Origin of the sequence: Gimesia chilikensis, assembly GCF_008329715.1 — a bacterium.
In the GTDB taxonomy this organism is placed as follows: Bacteria; Planctomycetota; Planctomycetia; order Planctomycetales; family Planctomycetaceae; genus Gimesia; species Gimesia chilikensis.
Genome location: NZ_VTSR01000013.1, coordinates 46,450 through 64,774, shown reverse-complemented (window position 1 = coordinate 64,774; position 18,325 = coordinate 46,450). Strand labels below are relative to the sequence as shown.

The following is an 18,325-nucleotide window of genomic DNA, read 5'->3' as shown; positions in this document are numbered from 1 at the left end:
TGAGTTGTGAAGGTCGAGTTATTTTTCCGATTGAATGCGGTCCAGGACCGGGGCAGGAGGCTTCCAGCCATAGGTTCTGGTTTCCCGCGGATGATACAGACAAGTGACAAGATACAGTTCAGTTTCCTTCGATTTTTCCGGAGGCACATTGATCTGCACATGCGTGAAACCGGCCCCGGGCCAGGAGACATAGCCGTCTGTTTCGCTTTTTTCCAGCAGGTGTCCGTTGAGTCTGATGTCGACGAGTTCCGGGCGTTGATAAGGGAGCCGGAGTTGAAAAGAAATGCCCTTTAGAATGGACGGTTCTTCCGGTTCTGGCGACCGTCCTTTGCTGACGGCGATTTTGATTTCCGGTCCCGCGTTGATGATTGCCTTGAGTGAGCTCTGGTCGATGCCGGGTACATCCTTGATGTTGTCGAGGAGTTCGGTGATGTCGGCAGAGAGCAACTCAGCTGCTTTCTGGGATGTGGCGACGAAGTAAGTTTCCCGCCCGGCGGTCTGTGGATAGAGGACGGCCTGGGAAAAGCGGGGCTGTTGTTTCCAGAGTTCGACCCGGCTCTGGCGACGAGCCTGGGCGGTGGGACCCCAGGCACTCACGAAGTGGCCGATATAACTGTTGACGCGATTGACGGGGTAGCCGGGATGGTAATCTTCGTCCCAACGCTGGTTACCAATCTGCATCAGGCCTTTCAGCCGCGCCAGTCCGCTTTGTTCCCAGCCGACTTCAAAAGCCATCAGCATGGTATGATAGTGGGCATAGCCGTAATGCGCGGTGTAGAACTGAGGGCGTCCCAGCCAGAGTCGATTGGAGATTGCCGTCAGGGAAGTGCCCCAGAAGAGACGCTGGGCGTCCGCTTCGAAGCGATCGTAACCGTACCCCGCTGCTTCTCCCGCCTGGTTAATGGCTTCGGTGATCCGCCAGTCCCACGGGCGGAGCGACATATTCGAATAAGCGGAGCCGGTGACTTCAAACATCGTCTGACCGCGGTAGCGTTCTCGGGAGCCCAGTTGTTCGGGGCTGTATTCCTGTAGACCGGTCCCGTGCACATCGACATGGACGTCAGGCTTGAACTGATCGACGACTGACAGGACTGCCATGACTTCCGGCGATTTTTCCGGCAGCTTGAACTGCAGGGTTTTGAGATCCCAGTTGGCGGTGCCACCTCCGGTGTAGGGGTCGATCTTCTGGGAATTACCAAAGCGATCCGTATCGAAGTAAGCATACGGGTTGATGATGGGGATGATCAGCAGCAGTTGATTCTGTCTGGTGCGTACCGCCTCTGGATCATCGCTGAGCAGCCATTCAACAAAGTGCAGCACTGTGGTGGTGCCACTGCGTTCGGGGCCGCCATGCAGGGCTGTGACCAGACAGATCTGTTTCAGTTTCAGATCTGTACCGGGATCGGTGATTTTCATCATGGGGAGCGGAATGCCTTCGAGCGTCACGCCGATCCGGTCGACCTGAACCAGGTCGGGATGAGTTTCCTCCCAGTATTTCAGCGTTTCCGTGTATTCCTTGAGTGTCAGGCGATGCAGCTTTTCCTGCCAGGGTTGCGGGAGCCCGGCGAGTTTCTGCTCCAGTGTTGGGGTTTCCTGGGCTGCCAGTTCAGGTGGTTGCCAGGTAAGTAAGCAGAGCAGGCAGAGTGCGAACCACAGGGGAGAGGTCAATGGGATACGGGGGGAGAACAGTCTGGCAGGCATGGTTGAGGCCTCGTCGGGGCGAAGTTGGGGAATTGTTATTGAGCTGGGGGTGGTCCCAGTGTCTGTCCGGCGCTGGTGTTAATGGGCATGGGAAATACTTCCGCAGAATCGATGGGAAGTTCTCCCTGTTTCATCTGGGTCAGCAGCTCAGCTGCTTTTCTACCAATGGCGACTTCATCAACGGTGATCGAAGAGAGTCTGCTCTGGATTGCGCCATGGCGGACCGTGCCACCGAATCCGAGCAGGGAGACATCTTCCGGAACGCGTTTTCCCAGTTTGCCGAGCAGCAGGTAAATCAGCTCGGCCAGTGAGTCGAAAGTCGCGAAGATCGCCGTGGGTGGATCGGGGCGCTGGAACATGGTTTCCAGGGTGTTGAGCAGATCCGCTTCATAGTCGATGGGATGCAGCTGCGAACTGGGTCCGTGAAAGATGAACGGTTCCGGGCAAGAGTCAGCGCTGTCAGCCAGGGCTTCGCGGAGTCCGGTTTCGTATTCAATCGAGGCAGTGGCGCGATGCGGGGAAAACAGGGCGATCGAACGGTGTCCCTGTTCCAGCAGTGTCTGTCCTGCCAGCAGGCCGACTTCACGGAAGGGGATGGAAAGCAGGGGGGCCTGGATGCCTTCGACATCCCGGTGGCAGAAGACGACGGGAATGCCATGCTGTTGCAGTTGTCGCACCTGGTACGCGGGGGTCGGGGGGACGGTCGCGGGGACCAGGGCCACACCGGCGACGTGTTTGTCGATGAGTTGCAGGATCGTATTGCCCTGCATGTCGACTTTGTTTTCCGTGCAGCAGACGAGCACCTGATTCTGGGTGAGGGCGGCTGCCTGTTCGAAACTCCGCTGCAATGACGGATAAAAGCCGGTACGCACTTCAGGGAGTACGAAAGCGAAAATATCGAGCTGCTGTTTAATGGGGATCGGCGGTTTGGTGCTGACGAACGAACCTTTGCCGTGAATGCGGTTGATCCAGCCCTGTTCTTCGAGCAGTTGCATTGCATTGCGGACGGTGGTCCGCGCCAGTTGGTGGGTTTCACAGAGCTGGTGCTCCGAGGGCAGTGCGGCTCCGGGCTTGAGTTCGCCCTGCGTAATCTGCTCCATGAGCTGTTCCACCAGCTGCAGGTATTTCGGGCGCTGCTTGCCGGGGGGCGAGGTTGCAGGGCTGGTCTGTTGTGAATCCGGGGCACGTGCTGTCATGGCCGCGAGAATTTCTCAGATCAGGGTTGAAAAAAGCAGAGTTTGACGTTACTTGTATTCAAATATGATACAAGTTGTTTGTGTGGTGTCAACAATGCATTCACTCGGAATGTCAATAATCTGAATTGGTGCCAGACGGAAATGCTTTTCCAAAGATACAAGATGTCTTTTCAGGAGACGGGAGATTCACATGAGACCACTGCTGCTGTTCATGCTGTTTTTTGTGGGAAGTCTGAATGTTGTCGGCCTGCAGGCAGGCGAGAAAAAGCCGCTCCCGATCGGGGATCACCGCGAGCTGTTTGTGGATGACTATTTGATCGGCAAAATGCAAAACGTGAGCCTGCGTCTGCATCAGCCTGTTGATGAAGGCGTCGTTCTGAAATTCGATAAGCCATGGGAAGGACTGTTCTGCGGCTACTGCACGATCATTAAAGATGGCGACCTGTATCGTGCTTACTACCGGGGACGCCCTCAGGCGGGAGCGGACGGCGACACCGGAGAAGTCTACTGCTATGCGGAATCGAAGGATGGGATTCACTGGACCAAGCCCGAGTTTTCTCTGTTCGAAAAGCAGGGTTTCAAAAAGAACAATATCATCCTGGCTGATGCGGCTCCGATGACGCATAACCTCAGTCCGTTCCTGGATACACGCCCGGGAGTTCCTGAGTCGGAACGCTACAAGGCGCTGGGCGGGACGATGAAAAGCGGCCTGGTCGCGTTCACTTCGCCAGATGGGATTCACTGGAAACAGCATCCTGCGGGAACCGTGATCTCCAAAGAGATGGTGCCGTTTCCTTATATGTTTGATTCTCAGAACGTCGCGTTCTGGTCCCCGGTTGAGAAAAAATACATCAGCTACTTCCGGGTCTTCAAAGATAAACTCCGTCGGATTGCCCGGACGGAGAGTGACGATTTCATTCACTGGTCCGAACCGGTGCTGATGGAATACACGCATCGGGGCGACAAATCGCCGATCGAACATCTCTATACCAACCAGACCCACCCCTATTTCAGGGCACCTCATATTTATCTGGCTGTCGCAGCCCGCTTCATGCCCGGGCGGCAGGTGCTGACCGATGAGCAGGCAGAAAAAATTGGCGTGCATCCCCGCTACTTCAAAGATACATCCGATGCGATTCTGATGACGACCCGCGGCGGTAACATGTATGATCGCACTTTTCTGAGTGGATTCATCACCGGGGGCATCGGCGCTCAGAACTGGGTCTCGCGGACGAACTATCCTGCATTGAACGTGGTTCAGACCGGACCGGCAGAAATGTCAGTGTACGTGAATCAGGATTATGCGCAGCCTACCGCCCATCTGCGTCGCTATTCGCTGCGTCTGGACGGTTTTGCTTCTGTTCGGGCTGACTATGCCGGTGGGGAATTAGTGACGAAGCCGCTGACCTTTGATGGTTCTGAACTGTCGATCAACTTTTCGACATCTGCCGCGGGAGGTATCAAAGTCGAGATCCAGGATGAAAACGGTAAGCCGATTCCCGGTTTCACTCTCGCTGATGCACGTGAGCAGATCGGAAACGAGATCAATCGGATCGTCACCTGGAAAGGGGGCTCCGATGTCTCTGCACTCAGTGGCAAGCCGGTACGTCTGAAGTTTGTGATGAAAGATGCCGATCTGTATTCACTGCAGTTCGTGAAATAATGTAACTTCACTTGCGATTCGCGCAGGAAAGTCGACCGGGTTCTCTCGTCGACTTTCCTGATTTTTCACCTGAGATTCATTGCCCGGGTCGCTGACTGTCTTATGATACAGGTAGAGCTGCCCCCAATCGAATTCTGAGTTTCTGCGAAATGCGCTTGCTCCCACCCCTCTGGTTCCTGAGAAGTAAATCATGAAAGAGCGTAGACGATTACTGGTAGTCGGAGTCGGTTCAATTGGAGAACGGCATCTGCGCTGTTTTCAGGCGACGGACCGTGTCGATATCTCGATTTGTGAACTGAACGCCGACCTGCGTCAGCAGGTCGCCGAGCGATATTCTGTGAAAACTCAGTATGCGGATCTGGATTCGGCCCTGGCGGAGCCACATGACTTTGCAGTCATCGCGACTCCAGCACACCTGCACATTCAGATGGCGCGGCAGGTCGTTGAAGCGGGTTTGGACGTATTCATCGAAAAGCCACTGAGCACGTCGGTGGACGGTGTGGCCGATCTGCAGAAGCTGCTGAAAGAGAAACAGAAAAAAGCGGGAATCGCGTATGTCTATCGCGCTCATCCCGCGCTGGCCGCGATGAAGGCTGATCTGGATACGGGCCGCTATGGCAAACCGGTGGAACTGGTTGTCGTTTCCGGTCAGAACTTTCCCACCTATCGGCCCGCGTATCGCGACATCTATTACAAGTCGCGCGCGACCGGCGGCGGGGCGGTGCAGGATGCGTTGACGCATTCGATGAATGCTGGCGAATACCTGGTGGGACCGGTCAAAGCCCTGGTGGCGGACTACGCACATCAGGTGCTGGAAGGTGTGGACGTGGAGGACACCGTGCACGTAATTACCCGCCAGGGAAGTGTGCTGGGCAACTTCAGCCTGAATCAGCATCAACCGGCGAATGAATCGAGCATTACCGTGATCTGCGAACGGGGCATGCTCCGATTTGAGTATCAGAAAAGCTGGTACCGTCACGTCACTGAGCCGGAGGGGGAGTGGGTAGTCGGTTACCAGGAAACGCTGGAACGGGACACACTCTTTTCGCGACAGGCGAGTGCCTTTCTCGATTATCTCGATGATTTCTGTCCGCCGCTCTGTTCACTGGAAGAAGGACTGCAGACGCTGGCGGTGAATCTTTCGATTCTGGAATCTGTCGAACAGCGTGCCTGGGTCGAGCCGGCGCACTACCTTACCCATTGAGTTTTTCTACCTGAAAACAGGATTCGTTATGCAACCAAGTGATGAACCCACGATACAGCAGCTGTTTGATCTTACCGGCAAGACGATCTTAATCTCCGGCGCGAGTGGTTACCTGGGAGGTGCGATGTCGCGGGGACTGGCCGAAGCCGGGGCACGGCTGGTGGTCAGCAGTCGTAGCCAGGAACGGGCTGAGCAGACAGCTTCGGAACTGCCGGATCCTAACGGCGTGGGACACCTGGGAGTCGCGCTGGATCATATGGACGCCGACTCGATTGAAGAGGGGTTTGCAGCAGCTCTGGAAGCAGCCGGCCAGATCGATGTGCTGGTGAATAACGGCAATGATCCGGTGGGGGAAGACTGGCGAAATGTCACTGCAGATGCGTTTAACCGTCACCTGCAGAATGCGACCGGCTATTTTCTGCTGGCCCGCAAACTGCGTGATCACCTCGTTGCGCGAGAAGCTCGGGGAAGCGTGATCATGATTGGTTCGATGTACGGCGTGGTCGGTTCTTATCCCGAAGCGTACGAGGGGATCTGTGCAGCCAGTCCCGTGGCTTATCACACGATGAAGGGAGGACTGATCCATCAGACGCGGCATCTGTCGGTCTACTGGGCCAAGGATGGCGTGCGGGTCAACTGCCTGAGCCCCGGGCCGTTTCCTTCTGAGAAAGCACCTGCGGGCCTAGCCGAGCGATTGAGCGAGCACAGTCCCATGGGCCGCATGGGATCGCCGGCCGAACTCAAGGGAGCAGTTGTCTTCCTGGCGAGCGAGGCGAGCAGTTATATCACAGGCCAGAACCTGCTGGTCGATGGTGGCTGGACCGCCTGGTAGACGGAAAACAGCCTCGATCTGATCGTGTTTTGTGATAGAATAACTGATTCAAATGAACTGGAATCAGCTGAGTCTGAATAACGCGCTTTGATTGGGCACCGCCGGACGATCTATGGGTTTAGAGATTCTCAATGCACTTGGAGGCCTGGGGCTGTTCCTGCTGGGGATGGTCATTCTGACCAACGGCCTGAAGGAACTGGCGGGGGATACGATCCGCCGGTTGATCGCGAAATTCACAAAGAACATGCCCAGTGGAATTGCTACCGGAGCGATCGTCACGGCTGTGCTGCAATCCTCAAGTGCTACTACGGTCACCGCGGTGGGTTTTGCGAGTGCGGGGCTGCTCTCTTTATCACAGTCGCTCGGAATCATCTTTGGTGCCAACCTGGGCACAACCATGACGGGCTGGATCGTGGCTGTCTTCGGTTTCAAATTGAAGCTGGGACAGATCGCTTTTCCCCTGATTCTGGTCGGAACCCTGATGTACATGTTTGCCCGCAAGCGGGTCGGGATGATCGGTTTCGCGCTGGCCGGCTTTGGTCTGATCTTTGTCGGCATTGATAACATGCAGGCCGGGATGTCTGGACTGACAGATACGGTCACGCCGAAATCGTTTCCCGCAGATGACTGGCTGGGGCGCATCCTGTTGATTTTGATCGGCATGGGGGTCTCCATGGTCACGCAGTCGTCCAGCGCGGGAATGGCGATGGCAATTACCGCCGTGCATACCGGTACGATTTCGCTGACGCAGGGAGTCGCGATGGTGGTCGGCTTTGATATGGGGACGACCGTCACCGCGGTGATCGCCACACTGGGAGGTTCCGTGACGGCGCGACGAACCGCATTTGCGCATGTTCTCTTTAATACAACGACCGCCTGTGTGGCTTATTTTCTGGTACCACTCTACATGTGGGTCTGGCAATCTTATGTGAATCAGGGGGATCGTTTCTCCCCGGAAATCGGACTGGCCCTGTTTCACAGCCTGTTTAATCTGCTGGGGATCCTGATGCTGGCCCCGTCGTCCAGCCAGGTGATTCGCGTCCTCTGCTGGCTGGTGCCTGACGCAGTGAACGACCAGGTGGAACGTCTCGAAGAGTCATTTATCCAGACTCCCAACGTGGCGATTGAAGCGTCGCGCTCGACATTGACCGAAGTCTTTCAGGATGTGCTGCACCTGTTTCACGGGTTGTTTTCCGATGAGGCAGACCGGGCAGATATTTCTTCGATGATGGAGCAGACGCATGAGACGTTGACAGTTACCGAAGATTACCTGAGGCGGGTCAACGTGTCGAAATCAGATCCGCAGACGTTGCGCTGTTACCAGGAAGTCGTACTGGCACTGGACCACATCAGACGCCTGACAAGACGCTTCAAGGAAATCGAGCGTCTGGATGCGGCTGCTGAAGTGGAAGATCTGCAAAAGGTTGTGCAGCGGTTAACGAAACTGTTCGTTGAGGCTGAAACGGCCTTCGAGGATCCCAGCGAACTGATGGACGAGCAGCCGCTGGAGGACTGTGCGCGAGAACTGGATCAGGACCAGGAATCGGTCCGCCGCCGGTTTACCGAGGCCGCGTCCCGATCGGGGGATGATTTTGAATATGTACTCAATCAGTTGGACGCTTATCGCTGGCTGTATCGCATCAGTTACCATCTCTGGAGAACAGTGCATCACCTGCAAAGTGCGCGGATCATCAATGGTCAAACGGAAGTAGAACCTGCAGAAATCGATGATACGAAAGCCGTTGCTTCCCAGCCTGAAGAGCAAGGGAGCGAAAATAGAAAAACGTCCCTGCAAATTGACAGCAGGGACGAAGTTGAATGACGGCTTGGTGGTCAGCATTATTCCTTGTCGAGATGAAATGTGAACTTATTCTCCTGTCCGGGAGTGACACTGGCGGTCAGTCCTGATTTGGCTGGGTCCGCATATCTCTCGGGAATCAATGAGACTTCCTGGATGACGACATTCGCTTCATCCAGATTGGCTCCCTCCGGTGGTCCTTCGGTTCTGGAACAGACCACAGTGACCTTGTGTTCGCCTGCGATAGCACCGTCTCCGTCTGTGAAAGTGCGCAGCTGGAATTCGCCATTTTCATCAGTGCGACCAACTGCAGCCTGTGGCTCTCCCCCCGTGGATTGGAAAACAACGGTGGCTTCAGGCAGTGGTTTACCATCAAAGGTGACGATGCCGGCCGCGGGAAATGTGTCGGGGCGCTGTGCGGTCCATTTGTCTTCACTGGATCCCGAGCAGGACATGGTCAACAGGGGCATCGAAAGTAACAGGAGCGGCAGAACGGAGTAACGCATTGAATATTTATCCTTCAGACCAGAATTGATTCGAGGCAGCAGGGGGGAGAAACCGGGGCAGGTTCCTCCCCTGTTCACAGTTCAACAGCAGTAGAGTTGTTAGAATTCCCCTACTGTCTCTCCTCCATTCTTGGAACCCAGTGCGCCCCAGATACCGTAGGGGCTTTTACCTGAAGTGACCTGTGATGCAGCAATATTACCGGTGTCGATGTTCTCGCTGATAAAGCGAACCGCGCCATCTCCCATCAGTAAGTGGACGCCCCCTTCATGTCGACTGGAGGGAGGTAAAATTCCCGAAGTTGTCTGTCCATTACAGACCGGCGAATTGGGAGGCAGGATGGTATTAAAGTTGATGTAGCCTGCACGACCATCGGTCCAGCGCGTACCCAGGGAGCGGTTTCGGTCCAGCAGTCCGGTGGTAAAAGCACCGTTTACAAAGCTGGCTCGGCAGGCAGATGGGTTCGTGGTGTTGCTGGTGGAGTTGGTGCCGAACGTGTTGGCCGGTGTCAGGGAGCCCGCTCCGGGGGGACGCACACACTCTGAGACCATTGCCGTGTTGCTGGTACCGTCAATGATATCCCGCATGCGGACACTGGTCCGGAACCCAAATACGCCTCGCAGAGCACCGGATGAATTCGTTTCGAGATTGCTGTATTGATCGCCTACCGAGAACAGGTAATTATGTTGACCCAATGGAGTGATGTCGCCTGTATCGACATCGGACGGGCACATGATAATAGCCAGTTTGGTTTTGTAAGCTGAAAACCCTGTGTTCCAGACATAGGACGTCGATCCCAGGTTACCTGTGATCTGTTCGTAGAGGGGGGCCTGGTCCAGGTAGGGAAGTAAAGGGACGTAAGTGCTGAAGCGGGAGTCCGGCCCACAGGTCGTGCAGGTGCTTTGATAGGGACCGATTCGGCTGGCGGGAAACATACCGTGTGTTGAATGGTAATTGTGTAGCGCCAATCCCATCTGCTTGAGATTGTTTTTGCAGGTGCTGCGTCGAGCAGCCTCACGCGCCTGCTGGACTGCGGGCAGGAGCAGTGCGATTAAAATAGCAATAATGGCGATGACGACCAGCAGCTCAATGAGCGTAAAGCCGCGTCTGGATTCTGTTGATTTCATTTGATTCCTGCTTCGATTAAAAAATAAAAAAAGGCCAGGCGAGAACCGTTCTCGACCGTTATGGATCTGCGATCAACGCTGGTTGTGCCTGAGAATTTAAGAAGCGGTCGGGGATGCCTTGGATAAATCGCACATCGGCAATCTCGCCTCCCCAGTGCCGGGAGATGTCGGAAAGCGTGGAGCCTCCCACCGCCAGAACTCCCCCCGGTGAGAGGGGAAGAATGTCTTTAATATTGGTAAATGTCTGCTGCAAATCGGGGGTTGAAGCAAATTCAGGAGTGCGGGTATACGTCACAATACTGTCGTTCGGAGCTGCGGTGTTGGCATCGTAGGTGAAGACAATCCGGTACCAGCGATCTTGGTCCCAGCGGATATCCTGATTGGTTTGCCAGGAATGATATTGGTTTGCCGCATCCAGAAAACCAAAGCCCAGTCTGCCTGTGGTGCTGTCGGAGTACAGGTTGAATTGAGAGGTACTGTGCAGACGGGTATTACGATAATGAAACAGGGTGTCGGAGTCTCCCTGGCGATCGCGGCTGGGGTTGCGTGCCCAGAGCGTGATTGTGAAACGCTTGAGATCGAACAGTTCTGCTTCGGTGGTATTCAGCGTGCGAAACAGTTTATGTAACTGTGATTGAAATGGTCCGGCTGCAGTTGAAGTGTTTTGTGGCGCCGGTTTGTTTGTAAAGGGAGACAGTCCCGTTTCAGCCATCACATTCAGATCCAGGTGGGAATCTCCCGAGTCGCGTGCCGTGACGGATGATTCTGGTTCATTGAGTTTCCAGTGGGCAACGAGCCGGGGTTCGTTTCTGGCCAGGTCCTGTACGAAGAATTCGGGTGAAGCTTCAATTCGGGTAATCGTTTCCGATTCAGGTTGTACCCGAACAGCAGTGTTTTCGGTCAGATCCTGTGTCTCAGTGATTTCACGAGCTGCGTCAAGCAGGTTAAGCCGGACGAGTCCCTGGATGACATGCACTTCGGTTTCATGGGACGGATTGACAACCAGGCCGAAACGGGTTCCCAGGTCGATTACGCGCGAAGTGGGAGTTTCAACGGTGAGGCCTCGGGCTGCGGGAGGCACATGTGCAAACAGATGGCCCTGGTTTAAACGGAACTGATCAGAGCCGATTGAATTCAGTCGAGCAGGGCCTTTGAGAATAATCCGGGCGCCGGAAACTGTTTCCAGTTCGACAAGACCATGATCCAGTTGAAGCTGATCGCCGGTGCGCAGGCGTTGATTCTGCAGCCAGTTTCGCTTGCCTGTCGCCCAGTGTGCCTCCTGGAGCCGGATGATTTGTGCCTGGTATGCCAGAGGATTCTGGAGGATCGCTTGGGAATAAACCAGGTAGGCAACTCCCAGCAGGCAAAATGCGAGAAGCGTGGCCGAACTGAGTAGGAGCGTCCATTTCCGGTTTCCCTGTTTTTCCGGGAGGTAGTCGGGGATCGTGCGCAATTCTCCGGAGGGGAGTGGATCGTATGTAGTCGATCGCCCCAGCGGGCCAGGATCGACAATTCCTTCCCATTCCAGATTGGCACACATGCCCGCATACTGCACGAAGAGGTCGCGGGCAGCGTCGTGGCTGAGCACCATTTTTTCCAGCCTTGCTGCCTGTCGTGGATTGAGTGAACCGTACTGGTATTCCCAGCAGAGGTGCATCAATTCTTCCTGTTCCTGGGGAGACAGCATCAGAACAGATCTCCTGAATTCAGGCGACGCTGAATGCAGCTCAAAAGCAGCTCATGCGCGCGACGCATAATTTTATAAATTGCATTAGGAGTGCGTTTCAGCTCCCGGGCCACCGAGATGGGGCTGGCGTCGGGTTCGTAGATTTTCTCCAGCACCTCTCGCTGTCGATCGGTCAATAGTTCAAAGCAGACTGATAACGCTGCCTGCTGCTGATCCAGCTCATCAATGGAGACCATGGCACTTTCCGCGACCCGGTTATAGAATTCATCAGAGAATATGTGTCGTTCCAGATTTTGACGCCGACGATAATTCAGGACTTCATATCGAACGATCTGACAACTCCAGGCCCAGAAATTGGACCCGGTTTCGAACGTATCAAATCTGGCCCAGAGTACGGTGCACGTATTCTGATAGATCTCTTCGGCATCAGTTCGATTATCTACCAGCGATCTGATGAACCGGTAGATTCTCTGGCTGTGCCGGGAGAACAGCATGATGAATTCAGTTGTGCGGTCGGTTACTACCGCCATGGAAAGTACCTCTCACTGGAACGCGACGAGAGAAGTTTTGGGGAACCCCTAGTGAATACAGCGTGAGGGGGCCAAAATTAGCCGCGGAAAATTGATTTTTTTGTGGTTTTCTGTCAATTTGATCATCAACGGTACATTGATCTCGAGCATTTTTAACAATCGTGTTATCTATCTTCAGGATTCATAGCGACTTACGAACAGCTGAGACAGAGACATGCAATTTAGAGAAATATCCTGGCAGTCCGACGAATATAAACAGGCCTGCGAACTCAGGAATACCATTTTACGGCTCCCTCTCGGGCTGAATCTGTTACAGGAAGATCTCTCCAATGAAGCGGAATATTTGCATTTCGGCATGTTTAAATCGGATCGGCTGGTCGCTTGTGTGCTCGCGGTGCCTCTTGGTTCGGGGCGGGCCAAGCTGAGGCAGATGGCGGTGTCGGGTGAGTGTCAGGGGCAGGGGATTGGTCGGCGATTGATTCGGTCGGTAGAAGATTGTCTGGTGCAGCAAGGGTTTCAGGTTGTGGAGCTGGATGCTCGGCGGGACGCGGTTGGCTTTTATGAGAAACTGGGCTACATCCCGAAAGGGGATGAGTTCATTTCGGTAACGATCCCGCATCAACGCATGACGAAAGCGATTGCTGTTGAATGATGTGATCGCTCAGCCGAGCAGCTCTTTGATCACAGCGCCCCCGGTCTGGCTCAGCACCTTGAAGCGGCCTTCGTGGAAGTAGGTCAGTTGGTTGTCGTCGAGGCCCATGATGTGTTCGAGTGTGACATGCAGATTACGAATCGGGTTGACGACTTCAACGGCATGGTCGCCGATTTCGTCGGTGGCCCCGATGCGATGACCGGCTTTGACACCGCCTCCCGCCATCCACATGGCCATGCCTTTGGCATTATGATCCCGACCCGCGGCCTGTCTGCCACTGCGGATGCCGTTGTCGGGCGAGCGACCGAATTCCCCAGTCCAGACAACGAGCGTTTCATCCAGCAGCCCGCGTGCTTTGAGGTCTTTCAGCAGGGCCGCGATGGGTTGATCGACGGCCTGCATGCGGGCTTTGTGAGAGCGTTCCAGGAAATCATGTGAATCCCAACCGGCAGCGTAGATCTGTACGAAACGCACTCCCGATTCGACGAGTTTCCGCGCCAACAGGCAGCGGCGACCGAAGCTGTCGGTCTCTTTCTGGCCCAAACCGTACATCTCTTGTGTCTGTTGGGTTTCTGATTCGAGGTTGATGATATCGGGAATCTGGGTCTGCATCCGGAATGCAAGTTCGTACGATTCCATGCGGGCTGCGAGAACCTCTTCGTGCGGATGCCGCTGCTGATCCTGCTGATTCAGTTTCGCCAGCAGATCGAGATTTTTACGTTGAGTCGCACGGGTGACGTTTGGAGGTGGGTTCAGGTCGAGAATCGGTGAACCGGTCGAACGGAGTGCGGTTCCCTGGAAGTAAGCGGGCAGGAATCCATTGGACCAGTTTGCAGCGCCTCCCTGGGGGTAGGCCACTTCGGGGAGGACGATGAACGCAGGCAGGTTCTGATTTTCGGTACCAAGCCCGTAGGTCATCCAGGAACCGATCGCAGGATCGCCGCCGAACCGATTGCCGGTATTCATGTGGTAACAGGCGGTCGGGTGGTTGATCGATTCGGCCTGCAGACCGTGATAGACGCAGAGGTCGTCGGCGACTTCGGAGAGGTGCGAAAAATGTTCGCTGAGCGAAATACCCGATTCGCCTGCCTGTCGATGCTTAAACGGACTTTTAATGTAATAGCGTTTGCCGCTGGCCATCGCGGAGACCTGTTTGTCTTCGCGGACGAATTCCTTGAGGTGCAGCTTTTCCAGGGCCGGCTTGGGATCGAAGGTATCGATGTGGCTGGGGCCGCCTTCCATGAACAGAAAGATGCAGGCTTTGGCGCGCGGTTTCAGATGCGGATCGCGGGGGGCGAGCGGCGGTCCGTCGATCAGGTTCTGCTGTTTCGGTTCTGTTTTCTGTTCGGCCTGCAGAAGCGCATTGAAAGCGACGGTGCCCAGGCTGGCGCCCATGCCATAGAGAAAATCGCGTCGTTGTAATCGGTGCATATTTGTGTTACCGCAGATAAATGAATTCGTTGGAGTTCATCAGGACCAGGCAGAGTTCGGCCAGCGCCCGGGTTTCGGCGTCGACGTCCCAGGGCTTGAGGTCTTGAATGTAGTTTTCGGTCAGATCCAGTTTTTCGGTCCAGGTAAAAGACTCGCCTGTCAATTCTTCAATCATCGACCGCTTGACTTCCCGGGGGAGCGGAATTGGCTTCGGTGGATGGGTGGCGTGGTAGTCCTGCATTTCTTTGACATGCGTCAACGCCAGTTGCAGTTCTTCTGGAGACGGTGTGCGGAGCGTCACCTGTTGGAAGACCTGCGAAACGGCCTCGGGTAGTGCCAGATCTTTTTCGCTGATTTCATGAGCCAGTGCGATGGCACGATCGTGGGTGAACTGCCCATTAAACAGAGCAAAGACCTGGGGAGTGACGGTGGTTTCGTCACGACGCTCACAGGAGATTTCACTTCCGGGTCGATTGAAAACGTCGAGCATCGGATCGGACAGCGTTCGGTAGCGGAAGGCGTACAGCGTCCGGCGATTGCGCTGTTTCGGTTCAGGCATGGGCTGATACGCGGGAGCGACCGAACCCATAATGTGCCGGGGTTGGAGCGCAACTTCCCAGTTAATTTCCGGGAAGACACCGGGGCCGCCCATTTCCGGATTCAGTTCACCCGTGATTGTGAGCAACGAGTCTCGGATCTGTTCGGCAGTCAGGCGACGTGTTGGAAAGTGGGAGAGCCATTGGTTGCTGGAATCAAGCCGCGCGACCAGCTCTGCATCTGCAGGTCGGCTGCTTTGCTGATAAGTGTTGGAAGTCATAATCAGGTGGTGCAGCTGTTTGATCGACCAGCCGTGATCCATGAACCAGGTCGCCAGCCAGTCCAGCAATTCGGGATGAGAGGGCTTAGCGCCCTTTTGGCCGAAGTTGTTGGGGGTAGCGACCAGACCGGTGCCGAAATGCATCTGCCAGATGCGGTTGACGATGACACGGGCAGTGAGTGTGTTATTCGAACTGGCAATCCAGCGGGCCAGCGCGAGTCGTCGTCCATCGGCTGTATTGGGAATGGTATTCCAGGCGCTGGGTGTCTGACGGTCATTGGAACCCGCCATAGCACTCAGTACGCCGGGAGTGACTTTATCCGTAGGTGCAGTGATGGCACCTCCGGCGAGAATGAAGATCTCTTCGACATCGCCTTTTCGCTGTTTGGGGCCGGGGATCAGGTTAACCGCTTTGGTGGAGCGGTAGTTATTCGACGGACCGTTATAGACGCTGAAGCAGTACGGTTCGTAGCGTTTGAGTTCCCGCTCAAAGTAGTCGATGCGTTTGTTGTTGATTTTGAGCAAGCTTTTTTCGAGTTCGGTTAATCCAAACCAGCGAAGGGGCGGTCGTTTGTCGGCGGCAACCTGCTTCAGGTTTTTGTAGCCGTTCTCTTTCAGCCAGGCTGCGATCGCGGCGTCGGTCTTTTGCTTGAACTGTTCCTGCTGTGCTTTTGTCTCGGCGAGCAGTTTTTCCGTGCGGACCTTCATATGTTCGAAGCCGGAGATATTTTCAAATGGCTGGTAGGCGACTTTGCGGTCGGCGAACTGCACGGGGGCGAAGACGGCCTGAATGCGATAGTAGTCGCGGGTGGGGACAGGGTCGAATTTATGATCGTGGCATTTGGCACAGCGGAAGCTGTGTGCCAGGAAGCTGACGCCGACACTTTGTGTAATGTCATCCAGAAACAGCTGGCGGGTGACCGCGGCGACGCTCATGCCGGTATGTTCCCAGGGGCCGCTCCGCAGAAAACCGGTGGCGATGAGCATTTCAGGATCGGTGGGGTCGAGTTCATCGCCGGCGAGCTGTTCGACGATAAAGCGATTGTAAGGCTTGTCAGCATTGAAACTGCGTACCAGGTAATCGCGGTAACGCCAGGCATTGGGGCGTTCATAGTCGTTGGCAAAACCGCTGGTGTCGGCGTAGCGGACAATATCGATCCACATCTGGGTCATCTGTTCGCCGTAGTGCCGACTGTTTAATAAGCGTTTGATAGTCTGGGACCAGGCAGTGGGGGACTTTTCTTGTTCGAAAGAGCGAATCTCATCCAGTGCAGGAGGGAGTCCGGTCAGATCATAGGCGGCCCGTCGGAGCAGCGTTTTGCGGTCAGCAGGGGGTGAGGAGGTTAACTTCTTTTCCTGGAGTTTGCGCTGAATGAAGGCGTCAATCGGATGCCGCTGGGAAGCAGGCGTTTTCGTCAAGGCCTGCCAGGGGACGTCCGGTCGTTGGATCGGTTGATAGGCCCAGACATCTTCCGGTTCGTATGTGCGATTCGTCCAGGTGGGAGACTGACCGCCGGAAGTAGACATGACGATTTCCCGGGCAGAACTGGCATCACTCGAACTCGGGGCAGGCAGACTTTTGTCAGTCCAGACGGCACCGTCTGCGATCCATTGTTTGATGACATCGATTTCCGCATCACTCAGGCGGTTCCGTTCCTGCGGCGGCATCTGGATGTTATCGTCTTTCCAGGTGACAGCGTTCCAGAAGGGACTTTCTTCCGGTTTGCCGACGATCACCGCGGCCTCACCCGATTCGCCCCCTTTGATCAGCGACGCGCGAGTGAGCATGTTGTATTCCCCCTTGATGTCGTCGGGGGTCGCTCCGTGACAGCCCAGACATTTTTGTTCGAGCAGAGGGCGGACTTTGCGGAGGAAGAATGTTTCCTGCGGCGTGAGCTGTGTTTCTTCCGCGTTTGCAGATTTGTTCGGCAGGAAGCTGCAGAGCAGGGCGCAGACCAGAACGGGCAAAAGCCTCAAGGTATCATGAAGTGTGAGCGCACGCATGAAACAGTCTCTTTCAGGTTCGGGCGATATCCAGGGAACAGAAAGCACAGACATTGATGTCTACAGGTTACTTGCTCAGCAGAGAGAAATCAATTTCTGTTGATCTATGACTTTGCCCGGAGCCGACAAAGTTACACCGCCTTTCTCTAAACAAAGTTACGAATTTGGGTGGGAAGGCGCACAGGCATGCGATAGGATAGCAGGAGAGAATCATCCCGGCAGTGCGTGAAGCCTGCTGTGTCCCGCCCAACAACAGGAAAAGGAAAAACATGAATATCCGGCTCAATAAGTCGTTATTAATTTTGAGTGCAAGCGCTGCTTTGAGTCTGTTCTCTCAGGGAAGCCTGCCCGCTCAGAACAAAGTCGAGAAGCAGGCGAAAAAGCAGTTGGAAGTAAAACCCGGTTCGGTTACCGATGGTGCGATTGTCGAGATTCCACCTGAAGACAAACTGCATCCGGGGTACACATCGCTGTTTAACGGAAAAGATCTGAGTGGCTGGAAAGTGCCGGAAGGCGATAATGGGCACTGGAAAGTTGAAGATGGTGTCATCGACTATGACGCACAGAGTGAGTCCAAGGGAGATAAGAATCTCTGGACCGAGAAAGAATATGGCGATTTCATTTTGAGCATGGAATGGCGGATCAAAGAGACGACCGGTCTGTATAAAGTTCCGATCGTGCTGTCAGATGGATCGGAACTGAAAGACGCGGACGGCAAAGTCATCACTGTTGAACTGCCGAATGCTGATTCAGGCATCTATCTGCGGGGAACTCCCAAGGCCCAGGTGAATATCTGGTGCTGGCCGATCGGATCGGGAGAAGTTTACTCGTACCGCCGCAATCAGTCGGTTGCTCCGGAAGTCCGGGCCGGTGTGACTCCCAAAGTGAACGCAGACAATCCGGTAGGCGAATGGAACAAGTTCATCATCATTATGGTCAAGGATCGTCTGACCGTGATCCTGAATAACAAAATGGTCCTGGAGAATGCCCAACTGCCCGACGTGCCCGAAAAAGGACCGATTGCGCTACAGCATCACGGTGGGAAACTTAAAGATGGCACTTTCAGCCCGGCCAGCAGTCTGATGCAGTTCCGTAATATTTACATCAAGGAACTTGATTAGCTACAGATTGATTCTGCTTTATGTATCATTTAGGATTGAACCCGTCGGCTGTCTCGTT

Annotated in this window: 14 protein-coding genes; 6 read left to right on the top strand and 8 right to left on the bottom strand. The window is 54.8% G+C overall.

Translation table 11 applies throughout. The annotated features are described in order from the left end of the window. Positions 1-18: 18 nt before the first annotated feature. Both FYZ48_RS18210 and FYZ48_RS18205 read right to left on the bottom strand, forming a co-directional pair. A complete protein-coding gene (locus FYZ48_RS18210) occupies positions 19-1,701 on the bottom strand; it encodes a M14 family zinc carboxypeptidase (RefSeq protein WP_149342947.1) in 1,683 nt (560 codons plus the stop codon). Positions 1,702-1,736: 35 nt separating this feature from the next. Continuing rightward, positions 1,737-2,897, bottom strand: a complete 1,161-nt coding sequence (locus FYZ48_RS18205; protein ID WP_149342943.1) for a GntR family transcriptional regulator — start codon at positions 2,895-2,897, stop codon at positions 1,737-1,739. Between the two features lie 190 nt (positions 2,898-3,087). Between FYZ48_RS18205 and FYZ48_RS18200 the strand changes: the two genes are divergently transcribed. The 4 genes from FYZ48_RS18200 (at position 3,088) to FYZ48_RS18185 (ending at position 8,418) form a co-directional block, all read left to right on the top strand. After that, the gene (locus FYZ48_RS18200; RefSeq protein WP_149342941.1) at positions 3,088-4,560 is read left to right on the top strand and encodes a hypothetical protein; all 1,473 of its coding nucleotides are present in this window, start codon (positions 3,088-3,090) and stop codon (positions 4,558-4,560) included. Positions 4,561-4,750: 190 nt separating this feature from the next. Beyond that, entirely contained in the window at positions 4,751-5,764 is a 1,014-nt protein-coding gene (locus tag FYZ48_RS18195; protein WP_149342939.1) for a Gfo/Idh/MocA family protein, read from the top strand. Positions 5,765-5,792: 28 nt separating this feature from the next. Beyond that, positions 5,793-6,596, top strand: a complete 804-nt coding sequence (locus FYZ48_RS18190) for an SDR family NAD(P)-dependent oxidoreductase (RefSeq protein ID WP_149342937.1) — start codon at positions 5,793-5,795, stop codon at positions 6,594-6,596. Positions 6,597-6,708: 112 nt separating this feature from the next. Next, positions 6,709-8,418 (top strand): Na/Pi cotransporter family protein, encoded by a 1,710-nt coding sequence (locus tag FYZ48_RS18185; RefSeq protein WP_149342935.1) that lies wholly within the window; start codon positions 6,709-6,711, stop codon positions 8,416-8,418. Between the two features lie 17 nt (positions 8,419-8,435). Here the strand turns inward: FYZ48_RS18185 and FYZ48_RS18180 are convergent, their stop codons facing one another. The 4 genes from FYZ48_RS18180 to FYZ48_RS18165 all read right to left on the bottom strand — a co-directional run bounded on the left by FYZ48_RS18180 (position 8,436) and on the right by FYZ48_RS18165 (position 12,242). After that, positions 8,436-8,900 (bottom strand): Ig-like domain-containing protein, encoded by a 465-nt coding sequence (locus FYZ48_RS18180; protein WP_149342933.1) that lies wholly within the window; start codon positions 8,898-8,900, stop codon positions 8,436-8,438. A 99-nt stretch (positions 8,901-8,999) separates the two neighbouring features. After that, complete coding sequence (locus FYZ48_RS18175) at positions 9,000-10,025, bottom strand: DUF1559 domain-containing protein (RefSeq protein ID WP_149342931.1); 1,026 nt, start codon at positions 10,023-10,025, stop codon at positions 9,000-9,002. A gap of 58 nt (positions 10,026-10,083) precedes the next feature. Then, positions 10,084-11,712, bottom strand: a complete 1,629-nt coding sequence (locus FYZ48_RS18170; RefSeq protein WP_149342929.1) for a FecR domain-containing protein — start codon at positions 11,710-11,712, stop codon at positions 10,084-10,086. After that, entirely contained in the window at positions 11,712-12,242 is a 531-nt protein-coding gene (locus tag FYZ48_RS18165; protein WP_145181377.1) for a sigma-70 family RNA polymerase sigma factor, read from the bottom strand. Before FYZ48_RS18165 ends, FYZ48_RS18170 begins: the two co-directional genes overlap by 1 nt. 214 nt (positions 12,243-12,456) lie before the next feature. Here FYZ48_RS18165 and FYZ48_RS18160 point away from each other — a divergent pair, with 214 nt between their 5' ends. After that, positions 12,457-12,894, top strand: a complete 438-nt coding sequence (locus FYZ48_RS18160; RefSeq protein ID WP_149342927.1) for a GNAT family N-acetyltransferase — start codon at positions 12,457-12,459, stop codon at positions 12,892-12,894. A 9-nt stretch (positions 12,895-12,903) separates the two neighbouring features. On the opposite strand, the gene FYZ48_RS18155 is transcribed toward FYZ48_RS18160, so the two are convergent. Both FYZ48_RS18155 and FYZ48_RS18150 read right to left on the bottom strand, forming a co-directional pair. After that, positions 12,904-14,325: a DUF1501 domain-containing protein gene (locus tag FYZ48_RS18155; RefSeq protein WP_149342925.1), complete on the bottom strand. Its 1,422-nt coding sequence runs from the start codon at positions 14,323-14,325 to the stop codon at positions 12,904-12,906. Between the two features lie 7 nt (positions 14,326-14,332). Beyond that, on the bottom strand, positions 14,333-17,146 hold the full coding sequence (locus FYZ48_RS18150; protein WP_187782102.1) for a PSD1 and planctomycete cytochrome C domain-containing protein: 2,814 nt from the start codon (positions 17,144-17,146) through the stop codon (positions 14,333-14,335). A gap of 269 nt (positions 17,147-17,415) precedes the next feature. On the opposite strand from FYZ48_RS18150, the gene FYZ48_RS18145 reads away from it, so the two are divergent. Beyond that, entirely contained in the window at positions 17,416-18,267 is an 852-nt protein-coding gene (locus tag FYZ48_RS18145) for a 3-keto-disaccharide hydrolase (RefSeq protein WP_187782101.1), read from the top strand. Positions 18,268-18,325: the final 58 nt, after the last annotated feature.